Consider the following 21,344-nt stretch of genomic DNA (forward strand, 5'->3'; position numbering starts at 1 on the left):
CCCTCGGGGCGAAGCCTTGCTGCTTGCCTGACTCAAGCTCGCGCATGGCCGAGCGTCGAGCGCTGGCGCGAAGGCCGGGGGCTACGGGCGCGGAACGAGCCAGAAATGGGCCAGCGCGAGGAGGATGCGCTGGAGACTCGGGCTACGAAGCATGCTTCGATGCGCGATTTCGCGAGCAGCCGCCCCTCACCTCAATCCTCTCCCCGAAGGGGACAGGAAGCGAACGCGGTGAGCGGATTCGCCTGCCAGACGTCCCGGGGGCTGGCAACGTCCGTCTTCGACGCAGTCCTCATTTTTTTGCGCAACTAGCAGGCTGCCGGAGACAGCCTGCTAGTTGCGCGCGCGGATCTGCGCATCCACCGCGGCGATGGCGGTCATGTTGACCACGCGGCGCACGCTGGAGGAAGTCGTGAGGATGTGCACCGGCTTGTCGACGCCCATCAGGATCGGCCCGATCGCCACGCCGTCGGTCATCACGCGCACCATGTTGTAGACGATGTTGGCGGCGTCGAGGTTGGGCATCACGAACAGGTTGGCGCGACCGCCGAGCGTGGTGCCGGGGAACACGCGCTTGCGCAACGTCTCGTCCCAGGCGGTGTCGGCCTGCATTTCGCCGTCCATGTCCAGCTTGGGCGCGCGCGCCATCAGGATCTCGCGCACCTTGCGCATCTTCGCCGCGCTGGGAGTGTCGTGGCTGCCGTAGTTGGAGTGCGACAACAACGCCACCTTGGGCTCGATGCCGAACAGCTTGAGACGGTAAGTCGCCTGCAGCGTGGCCTCGGCGATCTGTTCGGCAGAGGGGTCGGCCTGCACGTGGGTGTCAAGGAAGAACCACGCACCCTTCTCGTTGATGACGCCGGTCATCGCCGAAGTGCACGACACGCCAGGGTCGAGGCCGATCACGCTGCGCAGGTAGCCCAGCTTCTTGTGGTAGCGGCCGACCAGTCCGCAGATCAACGCATCGGCTTCGCCGCGCTCCACCATCATCGCGGCAATCAGCGCGGTGCGGGTGCGCATCAGGGCCTTGGCTGCATCCGGCGTGACGCCTCGGCGCTCGGTCATGGCGTGGTACTGCTGCCAGTACTCGTTGTAGCGCGGGTCGTCGTTGATATTGGTCAGCTCGAAATCCACGTCCTGACGCAGACGCAGGCCGAGGCGCTGGATGCGCATATCGATCACTTCGGGGCGGCCGATCAGGATCGGGAAAGCGAGCTTTTCGTCCACCACGGTCTGCACCGCGCGCAGCACGGTTTCCTCCTCGCCCTCGGCGTAGACCACGCGCTTGCGGTCGGCGCGGGCGCGGTCGTACACCGGTTTCATGAGGAGGCCGGTGCGGTAGACGAACTGGCCCAGCGTTTCCCGGTAGGCCTCCATGTCGGTGATCGGCCGCGTGGCCACGCCCGAGTCCATCGCCGCCTGCGCTACGGCGGAGGACAGCTCCACCACCAGGCGCGGGTCGAACGGGCGCGGGATCAGATAATCCGGTCCGAAGGTCGGCGGCTCGCCGCCGTACACCGAGGCCAGGTCGCCCGCCTCCATCCGTGCCATCCGCGCGATGGCGCGTACGCAGGCGATCTTCATTTCCTCGTTGATGGCGGTGGCGCCCACGTCCAGCGCCCCGCGGAACAGGTACGGGAAGCAGAGGACGTTGTTGATCTGGTTGGGATAGTCGGAGCGGCCGGTACCGATGATCGCGTCCGGACGCACCTTCTTGGCGTCCTCCGGCAGGATTTCCGGGTTGGGGTTGGCCAGCGCCATGATGATCGGGCGCTCGGCCATCGTGGCCACCATCTCCGGCTTCAGGATGCCGCCGGCAGACAGGCCGAGGAAGATGTCCGCGCCCTCGACGATCTCGGCCAGCGTGCGCTTGTCGGTGTCGCGGGCATAGCGCTGCTTGTCCGGGTCGAGGTCGGTGCGACCGGTGTGCAGCACGCCGTCGCGATCCAGCGCGAGGATGTTCTCCGGCTTCAGGCCCAACGCCACCAGCATGTTCACGCAGGAGATGCCGGCCGCGCCCATGCCCGTGGTGGCGAGCTTCACGTCGCCGATCTTCTTGCCCACCACGTCCAGCGCGTTGATCACCGCCGCGCCCACGATGATCGCGGTGCCGTGCTGGTCGTCGTGGAACACCGGGATCTTCATGCGCTCGCGCAGCTTGCGCTCGACCACGAAGCATTCCGGCGCTTTGATGTCCTCGAGGTTGATGCCGCCGAAGGTGGGCTCCATCGCGGCGATGATGTCCACCAGTTTGTCCGGATCGTGTTCGGCCAGCTCGATGTCGAACACGTCGATGCCGGCGAACTTCTTGAACAGCACGCCCTTGCCTTCCATCACCGGCTTGCCGGCGAGCGGCCCGATGTTGCCCAGGCCCAGCACCGCGGTGCCGTTGGTGATGACCGCCACCAGATTGGCGCGTGCGGTCAGCTCGCTGGCCGCCTGCGGATTCTCCACGATGGCCTCGCACGCGTATGCCACGCCCGGCGAATAGGCCAGCGACAGGTCGCGTTGGGTCAACAGCGACGTGGTCGGGCTGACCTGGATCTTGCCCGGGCGCGGGTGACGGTGATATTCGAGCGCGGCGCGGCGCAGATCGTCGGATTGGGCCATGGAGGGGGCTTTTCGTGGGGGCGTGGGGCCGCGAATCGGCCCCGGTCATGGTAACACCGGGCCGTCGGCTAGACGCCCAGCGCCAGGTCGCCTGCATCCACCTTGCCCATGCGGATGCCGTTGACGAACACCGAGAACGCCAGCTTGCCGGCCAGACCATGCACGTGCCCCATCCAGGGCGGCAGCCAGCGCGGCGGCGCAATGGCACCGGATTCGAAATGCGGCTGCAGCGCGACCACGTCGGACAGGGTGAGCTTGCCGGCGAACAGGTAGCGCAGCAGCTCCAGCCGCCGCTCCTTCAGCGCCCAGCGGAAGAAGGTATGCACGGTGAGCAGGCCGCTGAGGTATACGTTGTCCTTGGCGAAAGCCGCACCACCGCCGGTGGGCACGCCGCGGAATACGCGCTGGGTGGAGTGGAAGCTGTCCGCTACGCCTTGGCCGCTTGCGTGAAAGAACCGGTATACCTCCACGAAGTCGGCGCCGTCCAATGCCTTCTCGATGGCAAGGATGCGCAGGCTGATGCGCTGCAGCCGCGCAATGTCGATGGCGCCGGACATCAGCTCGGCAAACACCGCCAGGCCTTCCTGCGTGGCGGTGACGCGCGGCGATGTGCGCGCCAGCGAAGCCAGCAGCGGCTGCTCCCGCCCGTTGAGCGCGGTGAGCGTGTGCACCAGCGCCTCGTGCGCCAGCAACTGGTGGCGGTCGTAGTCGTTGAAACTGGCACCGCCACGCAGGCGGATGCGCGTGGCGCCGGCGGCCGCCTTGGCGGTGAGTTCGGGGTCGACCTCCACCGTTACCCGACCGGCACCGAAAAAATCGTCGAGCGTGCGTGCCATCTCGTCGCGCAAGGCCTCGGCGCTCATGCCTTCGCACGCTTCGTCCACAGCCAGGCCGGCACCCAACTCGTCCGACAACTCGACGAAATAGCGCGCCGCGTCGAGGTTGCTGCGCCCGCTGCCGGGAATCGTGTCGCCAGGGCGGCCATACAACAGGATCGACGGCTCGGTAACCTGCGCCGTGCCAACCACATCCAGCATCTCGGCCGCGATGCGCCAGGACTCGGCCGTGCGCGCCAGATACTCACCCAAGGCACCGCCCTGTCCAAGCGACTCGCGCTCGATGGTTTCCAGTTCGGTGCGCGCCGCACCGAGGTCGGGCCGCTGGTACTGCACCTCGGGTAGAGCGAAGCGGCCCGCCGCGAAATCCGCGATCAGCCGGTTCTCCAACGATGCCGGCCATGCCACCGTGGGCAGGATGCGGATGCCTTTCACCGCGGCCAGCAGGCGCTGGTCGAGCGCGGCGATGTGTTGCAGATCGTGGTTCAAGTCGTTCATGCGTGCCGCCGCGCTTCGGCGATGCGCTGGCGCAACTCGGCGCCAATATCGCGCGCCGCGCCGCGCCGCGTGATGAAGTGGACCCGGTCGCCAAACACGCACGGCGGGTCCAACTCCAACGTGACGAGGTTGCTCCGACGCTGCGCCTCCACCATCGCGATATTCTCCAAGGGCGCGCGGTCGGACTCCTCGCCACGCTTCAACAGCAAATCTCCGTCCTCCACCAGGACTTCATCGATCACAGGGGTTGCCAGCAGCCGGCGGCCGCGCGTCGCGAGTATCGCGATGGCCGGTGCCGACCAAGCACCCAGCATCGCCAGCCACGACGTATGGCCACCGCGCCATGCAAGGCCGCCCGCCACCATGGCCAGCAACATGAACCCCAAGATCGCAAGGGTGTAATAACGGTCATGGTCTGGGTTGACCAAGGCCGAAAGCCGCCGCATTCCGAGCCTGGTTCGCGTCTGCCGCATGCCGTCACTCCCGTTCCCGCTTGCCGCGCGGCGCATGCGGCCGCTCGACCGGACGGCCTCCACGTTGACGGCGCAGCTTCGCCTCCAGCGTGCTGGCCTGCTCCTCGCGCTCATCGCGCAGCTTGAGGTAATTGCGCCAGCGCTCGGGCGACAGCTCGCCACTGTCCAGAGCGGCCTGCACCGCGCAGCCGGGTTCGCTGCCATGGCCGCAGTCGGCGAAGCGGCAGGCTTCGGCCAGTTCCTCGATGTCGGCGAACAGGTCGAGGTTCTCCTCGCCGGTGAGTTTCAGCTCGCGCATGCCCGGCGTGTCGATCAGGCAGCCGCCGGTGGGCAGTTGCAGCAGCGCGCGGTGCGTGGTGGTGTGGCGGCCGCGACTGTCGTGGTGGCGCACCGCACCGGTGGCCATCCTGTCGATACCGAGCAGGGTATTGGTAAGCGTGGACTTGCCCGCGCCGGAGGAGCCCACCAGTACCGCGCTGTCACCGGGCTGCAGGTAGGGCGCGAGTTGCGCCGCGCTGGTAGCGTCCTTGCCGTTGATCGCGTGGATCGCCGTGCCGGGCGCCAGCCGCGCACGCAACTCGGCGATGCGTTCGGCGGCGTCCTCGTGCAGGTCGGTCTTGCTGAGCAGGACCACTGGCCGCGCGCCGGAGTCCTCGATCAGCGAAAGGTAGCGCTCGATGCGCGCAGGGTTGTAGTCGCCGTCAAGCCCGGTGAGCACCAGCACGCAATCGATATTGGTGGCGATGACCTGCCGCGCGTAACGTTCGCCCGCGGCAGCGCGCGACAACACGGTGCGCCGCGCCAACACGGCGACGATGTGCGGCGGCTGGCCGGGCTCGATCTCCACGAAATCGCCCACCGCCGGCCGTTCGCCCGGGTCGAGGCTGCGTTTCAGGAAATGCCCGGCCGGCTGTGCGCCGAAGCTCTGCTCGCCGTCGTGCAACTCGTAGCCCGCACGGTGCTGCGCCACCACCCGCGCCAGCCGCCGGCCGGTCGCGGGCAGGGCTTCGCCGCGCCAACCGATGCGCCGCAGCCGTTCTATCGTTTCCGCATCACTCATGAGACTGGGGACTTCGACAAGTGGCCCGATTATGCCCTGCCCCGGAAATGCCCGCGCAATGGCTCGCGCTGCACCGCACCACGCTGCTAGGATCGGCGGCAACCCGGCCATGCGCCGGCCCAGGATACCGAGGATTCCGGCGTTGGCTTCGATCAAACCCAGCACGCATCTGGCGGACGTGCGTTACGAGATCCGCGGCGCACTCACCCGGCGCGCACGCGAGCTGGAGGCCGCCGGCCACGACATCATCAAGCTCAACATCGGCAACCCCGGCCGCTACGGCTTCGAGACACCCCCGCACCTGCGCGAGGCCATCGCCGGCCACTTGCGCGACAGCGAAGCCTACGGGCACGAACAGGGCCTGGAAGCCGCCCGCGAAACCATCGCCGCCCAGCAACGTGCGCGCGGCGCACGCCACGTGGACGTGGAACGCGTCTTCATTGGCAACGGCGTCAGCGAGCTGATCGATCTCAGCCTGCGCGCCCTGCTGCAACCCGGCGACGAAGTACTGCTGCCCAGCCCCGACTACCCGCTGTGGAGCGCCGCCACCATCCTCAACGGCGGCAAGCCACGCTATTACCGCTGCCTCGCGGAGAACGGCCATGTGCCCGACGCCGACGAGATCGAGGCACTGGTGACACCGCGCACCCGCGCGCTTGTACTGATCAACCCGAACAACCCCACCGGCGCGGTCTATCCGCGCGCATTGCTGGAGCGCATCGTGGCGGTGGCCGCGCGGCACAACCTGCTGCTGCTGGCCGACGAGATCTACGACGAGATCCTCTACGACGGCGTGGCATTCCAGCCGCTGGCGGAAGTCGCCGGCGAACTTCCCTGCGTGAGCTTCGGCGGCCTGAGCAAGGTGCATCGCGCCTGCGGCTACCGCGTGGGCTGGCTCTCGCTTTCCGGCAACCACGCACGCAGCGCCGACTACCGCGACGCGCTGCAGTTGCTGGCCGCGCTGCGCCTGTGCGCCAACGTCACCGCGCAGTGGGCGGTGATCCCTGCGCTGCAGGACGCGCCCACCATCACCACGCTGACCGCGCCGGGCGGACGCCTGCACGAAGCACGCAAGGCCGTGCTCGATGGCGTGGCCGCCAGCGCCTACCTCGATGTGGTTTCGCCCGCCGGTGCGTTGTACGCCTTCCCGCGGGTTCGCGCCGACGCCATCCCGGCTTTTGACGACAACGCCTTCGCGCTGCGCCTGCTGGAAGAGGAGTCGGTGCTGGTGGTGCCCGGCTCCAGCTTCAACGTGCCGGCCAGCCGCCACCTGCGCCTCACCCTGCTGCCGCAGCCCGCCCAGTTGCGCGAGGTGTTCGCGCGCATCGAGCAGGTGCTGATGCGCATGGCAGCCGAGCAGCCCCGTCGCGCTGCCGTGGCGTGATATTCAAAGCCCCTCTCCCGTCGGACGCGGGGAAGGGCCATGGATGGTCCTGCTCTGAGCAGCGAGGAAGAGGGGATGGGTGAGGGTTCGGATACCCTCGCCACCACACTCTGCCCCGAACCTCATCCGGCCCTCCGGGCCACCTCTCCCGAGGGGGAGAAGGAAGCGCAGGAAACTCGCATGCCATCGACCTATCTCGCTCTCGGCGATTCCTACACCATAGGCGAAAGCGTACCGACCGAAAGTCGTTGGCCGATGCAATTGGCTGCCATGCTGCGCGACGAAGGCAAGGCGCTGGCTGATCCGACCATCCTCGCCACCACCGGCTGGACCACCGACGAGCTTTCCAGCGCAATGGATGGCGCGACCTTCGCGCCACGCTACGACCTGGTCAGCCTGCTGATCGGCGTAAACAACCAGTATCGCGGCCGCAGTCTGGACGACTATCGGGGGGAGTTCCGCCGCCTGCTGCAACGTGCAGTCGCACTGGCTGACGGCCGTCCCGGACGTACGCTGGTGCTGTCGATTCCCGACTGGGGCGTCACCCCCTTCGCGCGCGACGGCGGCCGCGACATCGCACGCATCGCCACCGAGCTGGACGCGTACAACGCTGCCGCCCGCGATGAAACCCTGCTGGCGGGCGCGCACTGGGTGGACATCACGCCGATCTCGCGCCGGCACCCCGGCCTGCTCGCCGACGACGGCCTGCACCCCTCGGCCGCGCAGTACACGTTATGGACCGAGGCCGCGCTGCCCGTGGCTCGCGCAATGCTGACGGCTTGAAGCCGCGCGGGGGAGGCGTCATATCGGCAGGAGGTATCATTGACCTTCTTTGCCGGAGCCTCTCATGTCCCTCGACGCCACCACCCGCGAACGTATCGAATCCCTGCTCAAGAGCCACCGCGTGGTGCTGTTCATGAAGGGACATCGCCACCAGCCGATGTGCGGTTTCTCCGCCGCCGCGACCAACACGCTCAACGAGCTGCTGCCGGACTACCACACGGTGAACGTGCTGGACGACCCGGAGATCCGCGAGGGCATCAAGGCCTACGGCGACTGGCCCACCATCCCGCAGCTCTACGTGGAAGGCGAGCTGGTCGGCGGCGCCGACATCATTCGCCAGATGTACGGCAGCGGCGAGCTGCACGCGCTGTTCGGCGTCGCAGCGCCGGATCGCACGCCGCCGGAAATCACCGTCACCGACGCCGCCGCCAAGGCCATCCGCGAAGGCACTGCCAACGCGCAGGGCCTTGCGCTGCACCTGGAAATCGGCCCCGACCACAGCGCCGGCTTCCAGCTCGCACCCGCCAGCGAGCACGACATCGTGGCCCACGCCAACGGCCTCGAGGTGCACTTCGACCCCGCCAGCGCCCAGCGCGCCAAGGGCATCGTGATTGATTGGGTGTCCACCGTACAGGGCGAAGGCCTGAGCCTGAAATTCCCCGGCGCGCAGGAAGTGAAGTCGCTGACCGTGCAGGAACTGCAACAACGTCTTGCCGCGGGCAACATCACCCTGATCGACGTGCGCCCCGCCGCCGCGCGCGCGGACCTTGCCCCGCTGCCGCAGGCACGCATCCTCGAAGACGAGGGCTACGAAGCACTCGCCACCTTGCCCAAGGACACCGCACTCGCCTTCATCTGTACACGTGGCATTTCCAGCCAGGGCGTGGCCGAGCGCTTCGCCGCGCATGGTTTCAGCAACGTGCACAACGTGGCGGGCGGGATGCTGGCGCTCAGCGGCAGCCATTGAACGCCGGCCACCGCAGCATGCATTGAAGCGCTTTGCATGCATTGCGCTTCATTAGTCATGGAACCCACATGGATCCCATCAATACCAATCCGTCGTCCGTGTCGCTGAACGATTTGCTGGCCAGCGCATCCCGCGCCATGGCGGCGCAGAAGCTGGTGACCGCAGAACAAGCTTTGAAGCAAGCCGCGAGCATTGCGCCGGACTCGGCTGAAGTGCAACGACTCTCCGGTGTCGTGCAGCTCATGCGTGGCAATCCGGGCAAAGCCGTGGAATACCTGCGCCGGGCAGTCGAGCTGCAACCCGACGATTCCAACGCGCACATGAACCTGGGCAGCGCATTGTTCGAATGCCGGTACACCGACGCCGGCTTGGCAAGCATGCGTCGCGCCTGCGAACTTGCCCCCTCCGAGTCCTCCTGTTGGTACAACCTCGGTCGCGCCATGCATATCGCGCGCAAACCCTCGGAAGCCAGGCCCATCCTGATGCGTGCGATGGCGCTGGACCCATCGCACATCATGACCCGGATGACCTTGGCCAATGCACAAAACAGCCTGGGCGAGATTGCGGAGGCCGCCAACCTTTACCGCAGCGTATTGAAAATCAAGCCAGGTCATGCAAATGCCTGGTTCGAGCTGTGCAACCTCAAGACGACCAGGCTCGACGGCAGCGAGATCGAGCACATCAAGGAGCTGTTGAAGCGCCCGGGGATATCGTCCGACGATCAGATATGGCTGGGTTATGCACTGGCCAAGGCGCTCGAGGATCAGGACGACCTGACGGCATCGTTTCACGCGCTACAAACCGCCAGCGCGATACAGCGCCGTTCGGTGTCATGGGATATCCAGGCGGAGCGTGAACGCATCGACGGCATCATCAAGACGTTTGATCGCCCGTTGCCCCATGCAGTGGATGCAGCTCTCGGCCACGAGGTTGTTTTCATCTCGTGCCTGCCCCGCTCCGGATCGACGCTGACTGAGCACATACTCGCCTCCCACTCCATGGTGGAGGGGGCCAACGAGATATCGGAACTGCAAGTCGTCCTCGCTGGCGAGTCGAACCGTCGGGGGCAATTCCTGACGCAATGGGCGCCACTCGCCACCGCCGAAGACTGGCATCGCCTGGGGTACGAATACCTTGAACGCACCGCGCTGTGGCGCGAAGGCAAGCCTTACTCCACCGACAAAAGCCTCGGCAACTGGTCGCTAATCGGCCCTGCCTTGGCGATGTTGCCGGGCGCACGTGTCGTGAACACTTTGCGTGACCCGTTGGAAACCTGTTTCGCCTGCTATCGCCAGCTGTTCAGCGATGGCGCCTCTTTCAGCTACGACTTCGAATCCATGGCGAACTACTACGCCGGATACGTCCGCATGTGCAAATTCTGGAAAGAGCGCTTTCCCGGAAATTGGCACAACCATGTCTACGAAGACATGCTCGCGGACCCCGAGGGAAAGATCCGCGAACTCCTATCGTTCTGCGGGCTTCCGTTCGAACCGAACTGCCTGGAATTCCACAAGACGCTCCGCGCAGTGCGTAGCACGGCAAGCGCCGCCCAGGTTCGCCAGCCGCTGCAGTCAAACACCTCGCGCGCATCCCGCTACGGCACCTTGCTCGACCCATTGCGCGACCTGCTACATCGACTCGAGATCGAATAGGCCACTGCCTCTGTCGCTCGGCATCAAGAGATAATCCGAACAATCTGTTCTTTGCGCGTCATCCATCCGAGGCGCCTTACAACAGCCGAAAGCCGGTCAAATAGAAATCCAAGGCATTTCGCGCTCGACGGCCTGAAGGCTCTGAACGGCTCGCCTCACTTCACCCCTCAGACGTTCCGAACGCGGAATGTTCGGCCAGCGTGCTGGAATGACGAGCAAAATCAGACCTCCAAGAAAGGAATAAAGAAAGGCCGCCAGTCTCCTGGCGGCCTTTCGTATTACTAAAACAAGAACAGTTAAACCATGTCTCGAATCAATAGTCGTACGTCACACCAAACTGCACGTAGCGCGGCGGCTCCAGGCTGAACGGCAACAGGTAGCCAGGGTTGATGCCGCCGCCGCCGGTGTTGTAAGTCGCCGTGTACTGCAGGGCGCTCTGCTCGTTGAACACGTTGTGCACCTGGAGGCTGAAGTCGAGCTTGTGCTGCGCGAAAGCCGGACGGTAGTCCACCTGCAGGTTCAGCTGATGCGTCCACGGCGTGAAGCCAGTGGTGCCACCCGGCGCCGGCATGCCATCGCACCAGTGGTACGACGAGCCGTAGCCGGGCACCTGTCCTCCAAGCGTAGATGGATCGGTCTGGCCCGGGCCAAAGAAGCCCAGGCACGACCTGGGATGGCCCGACCCGATCAGGTACGTGGCGCCAACCATCCACTCGGGAGTGATCTGATACGAACCATAAAGCCTGAACTGGTGCTTCTGGTCGTTGGCCAGCAAGCCGTTGCTGTACGACATGATCTGGCTGAAGTCCCACTGCTCGGTAGCCGACTGCGAGGAGCCGCCCTGGCCGATGTTCGACTGCACAGGACCTTCGGTATCGCCGTAGCTGCGCGAGAACACGTAGTCGATCTTGCCGTACCACTTGCCGTCGAACGGGTGCTCCAGGTAAAGCTCCAACGAATAATACTTGCGCTCGACCGGTGGGTAACCCCAATCCGCGGGTGTCATCTTCACCTGACCATAGCCACCACTCATGGTCGGAACAGTCAAGATATTCGTGCTGCCCGGATTGATCAGGACGCTGCCGAGGAGGTCGGCCGGATTGACGTTGACGCCTTGGGCCAAGCCGGCGTCCACAATCGCCTTAGCGTTCTCCGACAGCGGATAACCCGGACCAATGTAGCCCAAGCTGGCGAAGACGTCGTCGATGATGCGGCCAAGCTTGTTGTAGGTGCCGGTGGCGCCGTACACCCAGCTCTGGTCGAACATCTTGAACTGCTGCTGCATGCCCAGTACGTACTGATCCTGGTACTCCGCCTTGATGTTCTGGGACGCGACCAGCTTGGGGTCGAGCGCGGTGCCGTTTTCGCCGTTGACATAGCCTGTCGGAGCCAGTTGCACCGTTCCGGTCGGTATGCCCGAGGCGGTCACACCCGTATAGGTGAAGTACGTCTGGGTGTACGTCGGGGCGCCAGCCTCGCGCAAAGCCACCGCAGCAGGCATCGCCAGGTAATAGCGACCGGCGTTGCCGAACACCTTCATGCTGGAGTCGCCGAACACGTCCCAGCTGAAACCGACGCGCGGCGCCCATTGCGGCTTGGTCAGGCGCAGGTACGCGACGCCATTGGGATTGTAGTTGGTGAACTCGTCGTCACGCAGACCGACGTTCAACAGGAAGTTCGGGGTGATCTGCCAATTGTCCTCGACGTACTGTGCCCGCTGCTTCACCTTGACGGTCGACGCATTCGAGAACACGTATTGCGATACGTAGCAACCAGCCGGCCCGCTCACGCCCTGGCATGGAAGACCTAGCGCACCACCGGCTCCCGGGACGGGAGTGGTTGGCGAGATAGTCTGACCATAATCCCACGCATAACCCGGCCCGGTCATGGCTGCGCCATCGTCCTTGTCGGTAGCGGTGGAGTTGTCGATACCAAACTGCAGGTCGTGGTCACCCAGCTTCCAGTCGAGGTCGAGACGAAGGTTCAGCACTTCCGCCTTGTGGTCCGGACTGCTTACGTTCGTGGTGATATTCGAGGTGTGTACCGGGCCATTCGGGGTGTAAGCGGGGTTTTCCAGCGAATAAGCGAGAATATTCGGCAAGCTCGGGTCATAACCGGGGTAGGCAGCCTGCTGCTCGTAATACGTAGCGTCCATCTTGCCGAGCATGGCGTTCAACGTCAGGTTGTCGGTGATGTACGAGGTGTACTTGCCGACCCAGATGTCGAAGGCGTTCTTCGTGCGCTGGGTCAGGCTATTGAAAGCGCCGACCTGGTGCGTTGTGTTGTCGTAGTCGTAGATCGCCTCTGGCTGATTGGCGTTCTGGTTGCGGATGTTGGTCACCGACAGGATGTTGCTGTCGTTGATGTTCCAGTCCAGCTTGCCGTAGAACTTCGGCTTGCTCTGCTTGAAGTAGCCGATATTGGCCGCGTTGACGCTGCCGGTGGTCGCACCCTGCACCTTGTCGGATTCCGCCGCTATGAAGAAGAACAGCTTGTCCTTGATCAGCGGACCGCCGACGTAGGCGTCGTAGATCGTCTCCCACTCCTTGTTCGGCGCCTGATAAGTTTGGAGATCACCGGCCTCCTCTCCGACCTGAGTGCTCAGCGGGTTGTTCCAGTAGATGTTGTTGGCAGTGCTTTGCGCAAACTCCGGCCGCCATAGTGCCTGGCCGCCGAAATGCCAGTCGTTGGTGCCGCTCTTGCCCACCTGGCTGATCACGCCGCCGGTCGAACGACCGTACTTGGCGTCGTAACCGCTGGTCAAAGTCTGCTGCTGGTCGATCGCACCATAAGGCAGGTCGACACCGCCGGTGTTGCTGAGCGGATCGGAAGTATTGAAGCCATTGATGTAGTAGGCGTTCTCGACAATCGTCGAGCCTCCAAACGAAACCACGCTCTTGCCCAGAGAGTCGCCACCCAACATGGCCGCGCCCGCCGTGGTTCCCGGCGCAAGCAAGGCGATGGACGTCGAATTGCGGGCCAACGGCAGCGTTGCCAGCTGCTGCGAAGTAATGGTCAGATTCTGAGCAGTGGAGGTCACGTCGATCGCGGGCAGCGCATTCGCCGTCACAGTCACCGTACTCAGCGATTTCGCGTTCTGCCCGCCGGTCGCAAAGTCGGCCTCGGCCGCACCGCCAGCGACAGGGCTGACGTTGCTGCGCGACTGCGCCACAGCACCGTTCTGGATCAGGTTGACCGTGTAGTTGCCGATGGGCACGGTCACCGTGTAGTGGCCGGCGCTGTCGACCGGCACAGTGCGGTTGAAGCCCGCGCCGCCGATGACCTGTACCGTGGCGCCGGACGTAGGTGCGCTGCCAAAAATGGTACCGGTGGTGGCCTGTGCCAGCACCTGGCCGGTCATGCCCACGCCAGCGACGACGGCCATGGCCAATGCAGTGCGACGGAGCGTGGAACGGCGCATTTCGCTATTGAACTTCTGGACATTCATGAGATCGAAAACTCCCCGGTGAAAATGATGACTCAGATGCAAGAAAACATGGCAATGTCAATCCCCTGACCTGCGCTATGCCACCCCTGGCAATGACGCAACTAAGACCTAAAGGCAAATCGCTACAGCAACTGCCATATCTGCTTCAATGCTGCTACTTGCATCTCGACATTAAGCATTCAGCTAACAGAAAGTCAACATTCAAGAAATTACGTATCAAATTGAATGCGTAATATTTTCCGAAATATGCAGGCTGATTTTTATCGCCACTGCGCCTGTGCTCCGGCAGCCGCTATCATTTGGGCATTTCAAAATGGCTGTCGCCCATGACGCACCCCTCTTTTCCCACGTCATCCAACGGCCAGTTGCTGGCAGAGGCAGGCAAAGCGCTCAGCCAAGGGAAGTTCGACCTCGCTCGACAGGTATTAACGCAAGCTCTTGCGGGCCACCCAGAAAACCCTGACATCCAATTCCTCTACGGCGTTACCTGCCTGATGAGCGGCGACGCTATAAAGGCAGCCGGCTTCCTTCGCAAAGCCGTCGCGCAGCGGCCCTCCGATGCCAACATGCGGATGTACCTCGGTTGTGCCCTGCATGATGCCGGGGCGCTCGACGAAGCATTGAAGCACTTGCAGCGCGCCTGCGAACTGGCACCGCAACAAGCCACATCTTGGTACAACTTCGGCAAGGCCCTGAAGCAACGGGGTCAGTTGCAGGACGCCGATCAGGCCTTTCGCCGCGCACTGACGTTGGATGAGCGGCACGTATTGGCCCGCGTGAGCACGGCCGACATCGCCACCATGCAGGGCGATATCACCCGTGCCGTGGCTGAATATCGGCACGTGCTCCGCCTGCAACCCGACCGCGCCGAAGCATGGCACGGGTTGGCCAACCTCAAGACCGAGTCACTGGGCTCTGCGGACATTGAGCCGATCCGGCGCGCGCTGCGAAATTCGGACCTCCCGCCTGACACGCGGGTGATGCTCGGCTTCAGCCTATTCCGCGCCCTGGAAGACCAGAAGGACTACGCAGGTGCTTTCGCAGCCTTGCGTCAGGCAAACGCGGACAAACGGCGTCTTGTTGAATGGGATGCCGTCGCCGAGCGCGCGAAGGTCGACCGTATCATGGATGCTTTCCGCGCTCCTTTGCCGGCCCCAACGGATCCCTTGCTTGGCCACGAAGTCATTTTCATCGCCAGCCTGCCACGCTCTGGCTCGACGCTCGTCGAGCACATTCTCGCTTCGCATCAGGAGGTCGAAGGCGCCAACGAAATTCCGGATTTGTCGCAGATCATCGACGATGAATCACGCCGCCGCGGCCAAGCTTTCCCGGAGTGGGTTGCCTCGGCATCGGCCAGCGACTGGCATCGTCTGGGCTGCGACTACCTTGCCCGAACGGCTCGCTGGCGCGAGAAGCGTCCACGCCTCACTGACAAAAACGTTGCCAATTGGCCGCTGCTTGGCGCGGTACATTGCATGCTGCCCGGCGCAAAAATCATCCATTGCCATCGCGATCCCGTCGAAACCTGTTTCTCCTGTTACCGCCATCTTTTTCGGCATGGTGTGCATTTCACCTACGACCTCGACGACATGGCGGACCATTACCGCGATTACGCGCGCCTCACTGATTTCTGGTTGATGCGCAATCCGCAACGGGTGCTCGATTTCCCCTACGAGGCCCTCGTGCAGGAACCCGAAACGCAGATCCGCCGCCTCCTCTCATTCTGTGAACTGCCGTTCGATGCTGCGTGCCTCACGCCTCACCAGACCAGACGCGAAGTGCTCAGCACAGCGAGTGCAGCGCAGGTGCGCGAACCCATTCGCGCCGATACGGCGCACAGCGCACACTATCTCCAATGGTTGCAGCCGCTCCGCGAAAGGCTGGCTTGTTGAAACGAACAAAGCCGCCGGTTGCCCGGCGGCCTTGCTGGTCTGCCTGCTTTTCCTTCGCTTGTGCCGCCAGCCTGCAGCGGCACAAGGTACGAAGGATCGTGCCTCTTACCAGTCGTACTTCACGCTGAATTGACCATAGCGCGGAGCCTCGGTGGTCACCGGCATCAGGTACAGCGAGTTCGGCGTGGCACCCGGGGCGGTCGAACCGTATGTCTGCACCAACGTCTGGGCCTTCTGCTCGTTGAACGCATTGAAGACCTGGAACTGCAGTGTCAGGTGCTTGCCCGCCCAAGCCGGAATGTAGCTCACCGACAGGTTGACCTGGTGGGTCCAAGGCGTGAAGCCCGCATCGCCCGGACGTGACGGCTGGCCGCCGCACCAGTGATAGGAGCCGTTCGTGATCGACGCATAACCGATGGGATCGGTCTGGCCCGGGCCAAAGAAGCCCTGGCAGGACAACGGGGCACCCGACTGGATGATCACCATACCGCTGACCAGCCATTCCGGCGTGATCGCATAGGTGCCGTAAGCCTTGAACGAGTGCTTGTGATCGTTCGCCAGCAGGCCGTTGCTGTACTGCATCAGCTCCGGGAAGTCCCAGTTCTGCGTGATCGAACCGGACTGATGGCCGCCAGCCGCGCCAGAAGCGCTGCTGATCTGACCGATCGCCGAATCCGTCGGGCCTTCCGTGGTGCCGTAGCTCTTGGAGAACACGTAGTCGACCTTGGCCATCCACTTGCCGTCCCACGGATGCTCAAGCGACTCCTCCAAGCTGTAGTACTTGCGGAACGCCGCCGGGAAGCCACTCAAGCCATCCGAAGCGTTACCGACGGCCGTGGCCGGGTTCCAAGTGTAAGTTCCGTACTGCGTGCACTTGGGAAGGGCCGCGCCGTTGTCAGCCAAGCAATAGTTCAGGGTGTTGCTGCGGCCCGGGTTGACCAGTACATCCGTCTCAGCCGGGTAGATGAGCGGATTCATGTCGGCATTGGCTGGCAGCTTGATGGCACCCGTGTCGTCCACGATGTCCTTCATGTCCGAGTAAGTAGCCTGCGAGGTCCATACCAGCGACTGCCCGAACGCATTGAACGACTTCTGGAAGCCCAGCACATATTCGTCCTGGTACATCGGCTTCAAGTCAGCGGCGGCAACGACCTTCGGATCCTTCGGCACGCCCGTCTCGCCGTCTGCGGAGAACGGTGTAGCCGTCGCCGGCAGCTGAGTCAGGCCCTGCGGGATGCCGTTGGCGTTGATCGAGGTGTAGGTGTAGTAGGTGTCAACGTAAGCGTTGGCGCCCGCCATGCGAGTGCCCAGACCGGCCGGCAGGGCAAGGTAGTAGCGGCCTGCATTGCCGTACAGCTTGGCACTGCTGTCGCCGAAGATGTCCCAGCTGAAGCCGAGGCGCGGCGCCCACTGTGGCTTGGTCTGGCGGATGTAGGGAACATCCTCGCCGTTGTAATTGGTGAACTGGTCATTGCGCAGACCGAGGTTCAGCAACAGGTTCGGCGTGGCTTGCCAGTTGTCCTCGATGTACTGCGCCTTCTGCTCCACCGCGAACGAAGCGACACCACCGTACACGACCTTGTTGGCGTAGTAGCCATTCGGGTTGGTGGCGGACACCGCCGTGCCAACACACTGGCCGAGGCCATTGCACAGCAAGGTCGGCGAGGTGAGGCTCGGCTGCTGGCCGTAGCCCCAGTAGTAGCCCGGGCCAGCGGAGATGCTGCCATCGTCGACGTCGACGCTGCGCTGGTTGTCGATACCGAACTTCAGGTCGTGGTTGCCCAGCTTCCAGTCCAAGTCGGCACGGAAGTTGTTCATCGTCGACTGGTGACCTGGGTTGCCGAGTGTCGTGGGGTTGTTGTTGTAGCTGCCGAAACCCGGGACGCTCGGGTTCTGGACCGTGACCGCGCCAGCACCGCCCGTAATGCCTGGCAGACTCGGGTCGAAGCCAGGGTACGAGACCAACTGGCTGTAGTACGTGCTCTTCATCTTGCCGCCCAGCACGCTCAACGTGATGTTGTCGGTGATGTACGAGGTGAACTTCAAGATGTCGACGTTGAATTTGCTCGAATACAGCGGGTTGTTGACGCCCGAGTAGCTACCCACGCTGTTGTTGTTGTAGTTGTAGTTGTAGATGTTATTGAAGTCATCCATGTTCTTGCTCATTACATGGGTGTACTCCAGCGTGTTGCTGTCGTTGATGTTCCAATCCAGCTTGCCGTAGAACTTGGGCAGGCTGGTGCCGTGCGAGTAGAAGTTCCCGGTGCCGCTCCCGGTGGTGTTGCCGGTGGTCTGGTAGTTGTCGTGCTCGGATTCGGCCGTGATGTAGAAGAACAGCGTGTCCTTGATCAGCGGACCCGACACGTAGGCGTCATAGACCTGGCTCCAGCTGCGATTGTTCGAGCGGTTCTCGAAGATATCGCCATACTGCTGGCCGGGCGTGGTCGCTTTCGGATTCGAGTAGTAGTAATTGTCGTAGCCGCTCTGCGCCCAGCTCGGCGCAAAAGTAGCGTACACGCCGGCATGCCAATCATTACCGCCGCGGGCACCGACCTGACTGATCACGCCACCGCTGGAGCGGCCGTACTCGGCACCGTAGCCCGAAGTGATGGTCTGCTGTTCCGCAATCGCGAAATACGGCAGCGCGATGCCGCCCGCGTTGCCCACCGGGTCAGTCGTATTGAAGCCGTTGATGTAGTACGCGTTCTCCACCACCGAATCGCCACCGAAGGAGATCAGCGGGGTCCCGGCCGGGCCGGTGCCCAGGGTGGTGCTACCGCCAGCTACACCAGGCGCCAGCAGGGCGATGGATTCAGCGTTCTTTGCCATCGGCAACTGCTTGAGCTGCTGCGCAGTGATCACCGAGGACTGACGGGTGGAGGACACGTCGATCGCAGGCAGCGAGTTGGCCGTGACCGTCACGCTGGAGAGGTTCTGCACGTTCTTGCCCGCTTCGGCGGCGGTAAACGGCACCGCAGCGCCACCGGCCACGCTCACCTGCACATGATCGCGCGAGGCAATCACATTGCCGCCCTGCATCAGCGACACGGTGTAATCGCCTACCGGCAACTGGTTGGCACCGAAGCGACCGGTGTTGTCCACCGCCACTTCGCGGGTAAGACCGGTTTGATTATTGACGATGCGCACCGTCTCGCCTGCCGAAACCGGTGCGGTGCCGAACACCGAACCGGTCGTGGCCTGACCATAAGCCAAGCCCGTCATGCCCAAGCCCACTGCCAGCGCGGTGGCCAGTGCGGTGCGGCGATACTGCAACCCACGTTCGAAGCGTTTGCTCATTTCACTACTCCCCAAAACGGCCCTACGGGCAGTTGATTAACGATTGCGCCCTATCCGACTCAACACGGAGGGCGGTGACAACTTTGGATTTATGAATCAGGCACTAAGTCTTGAAACTTCAGACAAGTTCAGTAGCGAGGGATCGGGATCCGCCTGCGATCCCGCAACTACAGACTTGCCGAAAACTTGACGAAATTTGCTCCCCTGTCATCCGTTACAGATGAAAGCTTCAACTATTTTTAATCCAGTTTTTATGAATAGCAACTGTCAACAATTTCTTGACACTTTGAATCGCAAATTCAATCGAATTCGCAAAAAATATCGAAATACGTAAAGGCAGAATCATTTAATTGATACACACTAAGAAGCCAAGCACGGCCCCTTGCGCCCCAGTCTTCAAGCGAGAGAGATGACGCTTCGGGATCCTCAAGATCGTGACCATCCATGGCCCCCCAGGGCGAAGCAGCGAGGGAGAACCAACCTCACTCTTCGCCATCCTCCTCAAACCGCAGGTGCTTCACGCTGCGACCATTGCGGCGAACCAGCTTGAGCGCCTCGATGCCGATGCGGATGTGTGCTTCGACAAATTTCTCGGTGACCTTGCGGTCGCTGGCCTCGGTCTTCACGCCCTCCGGGATCATCGGCTGGTCGGAAACCAGCAGCAGCGCGCCGCAAGGGATCTCGTTGGCGAAGCCGGCGGCGAAAATGGTGGCGGTCTCCATGTCGATCGCCATGCTGCGTGTCTGGCGCAACCGATCCTTGAACGCCTCGTCGTGTTCCCAGACGCGGCGGTTGGTGGTGTAGACCGTGCCGGTCCAGTAGTCGTGGCCAAGGTCGCGGATCATGGTGGAAACGCCGCGCTGCAACTGGAAGGCGGGTAGTGCCGGCACCTCGGGTGGCAGGTAGTCGTTGCTGGTGCCCTCGCCGCGGATCGCGGCGATCGGCAGTACCAGGTCGCCGATCTGGTTCTTCTTCTTGAGTCCGCCGCACTTGCCGAGGAACAACGCGGCCTGCGGCCTGATCGCCCCCAGCAGGTCCATCACCGTGGCGGCGTTGGGACTGCCCATGCCGAAATTGATGAGGGTGATGCCGTCGGCAGTGGCATTGGGCATCGGGCGGTCGCGGCCGTGCACTTCCACGCCGTGCCAGTCGGCAAACAGGTCAACGTAGTGGCCGAAGTTGGTGAGCAGGATGTGCTGGCCGAATTGCTCCAGCGGCGTGCCGGTGTAGCGCGGCAGCCAGTTGGCAACGATCTCGTGCTTGTCTTTCATGGGGTTTTGCCCTGTCTGGTATGCCCACCACCGCCAGGCGGGGGCGAGCCGGCGACGCCACGCCGGCAGGTTCCTGAGTCTGCCTCTCATTATGTAGGTACGCTGCCCGCCGATCTGCGCCGTGTTATGTTGCGACCGTCACACGAACCGGGCCGCGACCCATGCGCATGGGACTGACGATAGACGCATCCTGCGATCTGCCGCAGGACTTCCTGCAGCAACACCGCATCATGGTGATGCCGGTCACCATCAAGGTGGACGGCGAAACCTTCACGGACAACCGTGAACCGTCGGAGGTGCAGCGCTTCATCGACCGCCAGCTCGGCAGTCGCAGCCACTCGGCGGAAACCGAGCCGACCACGGCCGAAGAGGTGCAGGAGCTGTTCCTAGGACGCCTGGTGCTCGAGCAGGATTGCGTGTTCAGCCTCACCGTCACCGCCACGCGCAGCCCGATCTACGACAACGTGACGCGCGCCAGCTTCGCCGTGCTACGCAACTACCGCGAGGTGCGCGAGCAGGCCGGCATCCCGGGGCAGTTCATGATGCGGGTGATCGACACCCGCAACCTGTTCGCCGGCACCGCCCCGGTGGTGTGGGAGGCGGCGCGGCTGATTGCCGCGGACATGCCACCGGCGGCGATCCGCGAACGGCTCAACCATGTCGCCAGCCACGGCTATGGCTATTTGATGCCGCGCGACCTGTACTACCTCCGCGCGCGCGCCAAGAAGAAAAACGACCGCAGCGTGGGCTTGGTCAGCGCGATGCTTGGCTCGGCGCTGGACATCAAGCCCATCCTGCGCTGTTTCCGCGGCGAGACCGGCCCGGTGGGCAAGGCGCGCGGTTTCGAGCAGGGCGCGCAACAGCTGTTCGATTACGCTGCCGCCCGCGTGCGCGCCGGCCTGATCGTACCCATGGTGTGCGTCAGCTACGGCGGCGACCTGGCGGTGCTTTCGCAACTGCCCGGCTACGACAGGCTGCGCGCAGCCTGCGAGGAATGCAGCGTCGCCCTGCTGGAAGCGCCGATGAGCATCACCGGCATGGTCAACGTGGGTGAAGGCGCCGTGGCATTGGGCCTTGCCGCCGAGGAACACGAGGCCGTGTTCTGAGGGTTGCCCACGGCCTCCAAGCGCCGTGCGTGACCGAGGAACGGGGCTTGCGTGCCCACTCGCCATTCCC

The 21,344-nt window shown here is 63.6% G+C and carries 13 protein-coding genes; 6 read left to right on the top strand and 7 right to left on the bottom strand.

Annotated features, from left to right (window positions below; all coding sequences use genetic code 11):
- Positions 1-330: 330 nt before the first annotated feature.
- From ISP25_RS11450 to rsgA, 4 genes are all read right to left on the bottom strand, one after another.
- The gene (locus ISP25_RS11450; RefSeq protein ID WP_404613988.1) at positions 331-2,607 is read right to left on the bottom strand and encodes an NADP-dependent malic enzyme; all 2,277 of its coding nucleotides are present in this window, start codon (positions 2,605-2,607) and stop codon (positions 331-333) included.
- A gap of 68 nt (positions 2,608-2,675) precedes the next feature.
- Complete coding sequence (locus tag ISP25_RS11455) at positions 2,676-3,941, bottom strand: flavohemoglobin expression-modulating QEGLA motif protein (protein ID WP_404613990.1); 1,266 nt, start codon at positions 3,939-3,941, stop codon at positions 2,676-2,678.
- A complete protein-coding gene (locus ISP25_RS11460) occupies positions 3,938-4,414 on the bottom strand; it encodes a hypothetical protein (protein WP_404613991.1) in 477 nt (158 codons plus the stop codon). Before ISP25_RS11460 ends, ISP25_RS11455 begins: the two co-directional genes overlap by 4 nt.
- Positions 4,415-4,418: 4 nt before the next feature.
- Positions 4,419-5,474: a ribosome small subunit-dependent GTPase A gene (rsgA, locus tag ISP25_RS11465; RefSeq protein WP_404613993.1), complete on the bottom strand. Its 1,056-nt coding sequence runs from the start codon at positions 5,472-5,474 to the stop codon at positions 4,419-4,421.
- Between the two features lie 142 nt (positions 5,475-5,616).
- Here rsgA and ISP25_RS11470 point away from each other — a divergent pair, with 142 nt between their 5' ends.
- The 4 genes from ISP25_RS11470 to ISP25_RS11485 all read left to right on the top strand — a co-directional run bounded on the left by ISP25_RS11470 (position 5,617) and on the right by ISP25_RS11485 (position 10,260).
- Positions 5,617-6,858 (top strand): aminotransferase class I/II-fold pyridoxal phosphate-dependent enzyme, encoded by a 1,242-nt coding sequence (locus ISP25_RS11470; protein WP_404613995.1) that lies wholly within the window; start codon positions 5,617-5,619, stop codon positions 6,856-6,858.
- Positions 6,859-7,038: 180 nt separating this feature from the next.
- Positions 7,039-7,641, top strand: coding sequence for an SGNH/GDSL hydrolase family protein (locus ISP25_RS11475; protein WP_192158535.1), 603 nt, complete (start codon positions 7,039-7,041; stop codon positions 7,639-7,641).
- A 64-nt stretch (positions 7,642-7,705) separates the two neighbouring features.
- Entirely contained in the window at positions 7,706-8,608 is a 903-nt protein-coding gene (gene grxD, locus ISP25_RS11480) for a Grx4 family monothiol glutaredoxin (RefSeq protein ID WP_404613997.1), read from the top strand.
- A gap of 68 nt (positions 8,609-8,676) precedes the next feature.
- Positions 8,677-10,260, top strand: coding sequence for a tetratricopeptide repeat-containing sulfotransferase family protein (locus ISP25_RS11485; protein WP_404613999.1), 1,584 nt, complete (start codon positions 8,677-8,679; stop codon positions 10,258-10,260).
- A 313-nt stretch (positions 10,261-10,573) separates the two neighbouring features.
- Here ISP25_RS11485 and ISP25_RS11490 read toward each other — a convergent pair whose 3' ends face one another.
- Positions 10,574-13,708 carry a TonB-dependent receptor plug domain-containing protein gene (locus tag ISP25_RS11490; RefSeq protein ID WP_404614001.1) on the bottom strand — a complete coding sequence of 1,045 codons (3,135 nt, stop codon included), beginning with the start codon at positions 13,706-13,708 and terminating at the stop codon, positions 10,574-10,576.
- A gap of 326 nt (positions 13,709-14,034) precedes the next feature.
- Between ISP25_RS11490 and ISP25_RS11495 the strand changes: the two genes are divergently transcribed.
- On the top strand, positions 14,035-15,600 hold the full coding sequence (locus ISP25_RS11495; protein ID WP_404614003.1) for a tetratricopeptide repeat-containing sulfotransferase family protein: 1,566 nt from the start codon (positions 14,035-14,037) through the stop codon (positions 15,598-15,600).
- A gap of 105 nt (positions 15,601-15,705) precedes the next feature.
- Here ISP25_RS11495 and ISP25_RS11500 read toward each other — a convergent pair whose 3' ends face one another.
- Together ISP25_RS11500 and ISP25_RS11505 are read right to left on the bottom strand one after the other, a co-directional pair.
- The gene (locus ISP25_RS11500) at positions 15,706-18,897 is read right to left on the bottom strand and encodes a TonB-dependent receptor (RefSeq protein WP_404614005.1); all 3,192 of its coding nucleotides are present in this window, start codon (positions 18,895-18,897) and stop codon (positions 15,706-15,708) included.
- A gap of 482 nt (positions 18,898-19,379) precedes the next feature.
- Positions 19,380-20,168, bottom strand: coding sequence for an AMP nucleosidase (locus ISP25_RS11505; RefSeq protein WP_192160567.1), 789 nt, complete (start codon positions 20,166-20,168; stop codon positions 19,380-19,382).
- Between the two features lie 161 nt (positions 20,169-20,329).
- Between ISP25_RS11505 and ISP25_RS11510 the strand changes: the two genes are divergently transcribed.
- Positions 20,330-21,274 (top strand): DegV family protein, encoded by a 945-nt coding sequence (locus ISP25_RS11510; RefSeq protein ID WP_192160569.1) that lies wholly within the window; start codon positions 20,330-20,332, stop codon positions 21,272-21,274.
- Positions 21,275-21,344 lie beyond the last annotated feature (70 nt).

The sequence above is a fragment of the Rhodanobacter hydrolyticus genome (assembly GCF_044904645.1).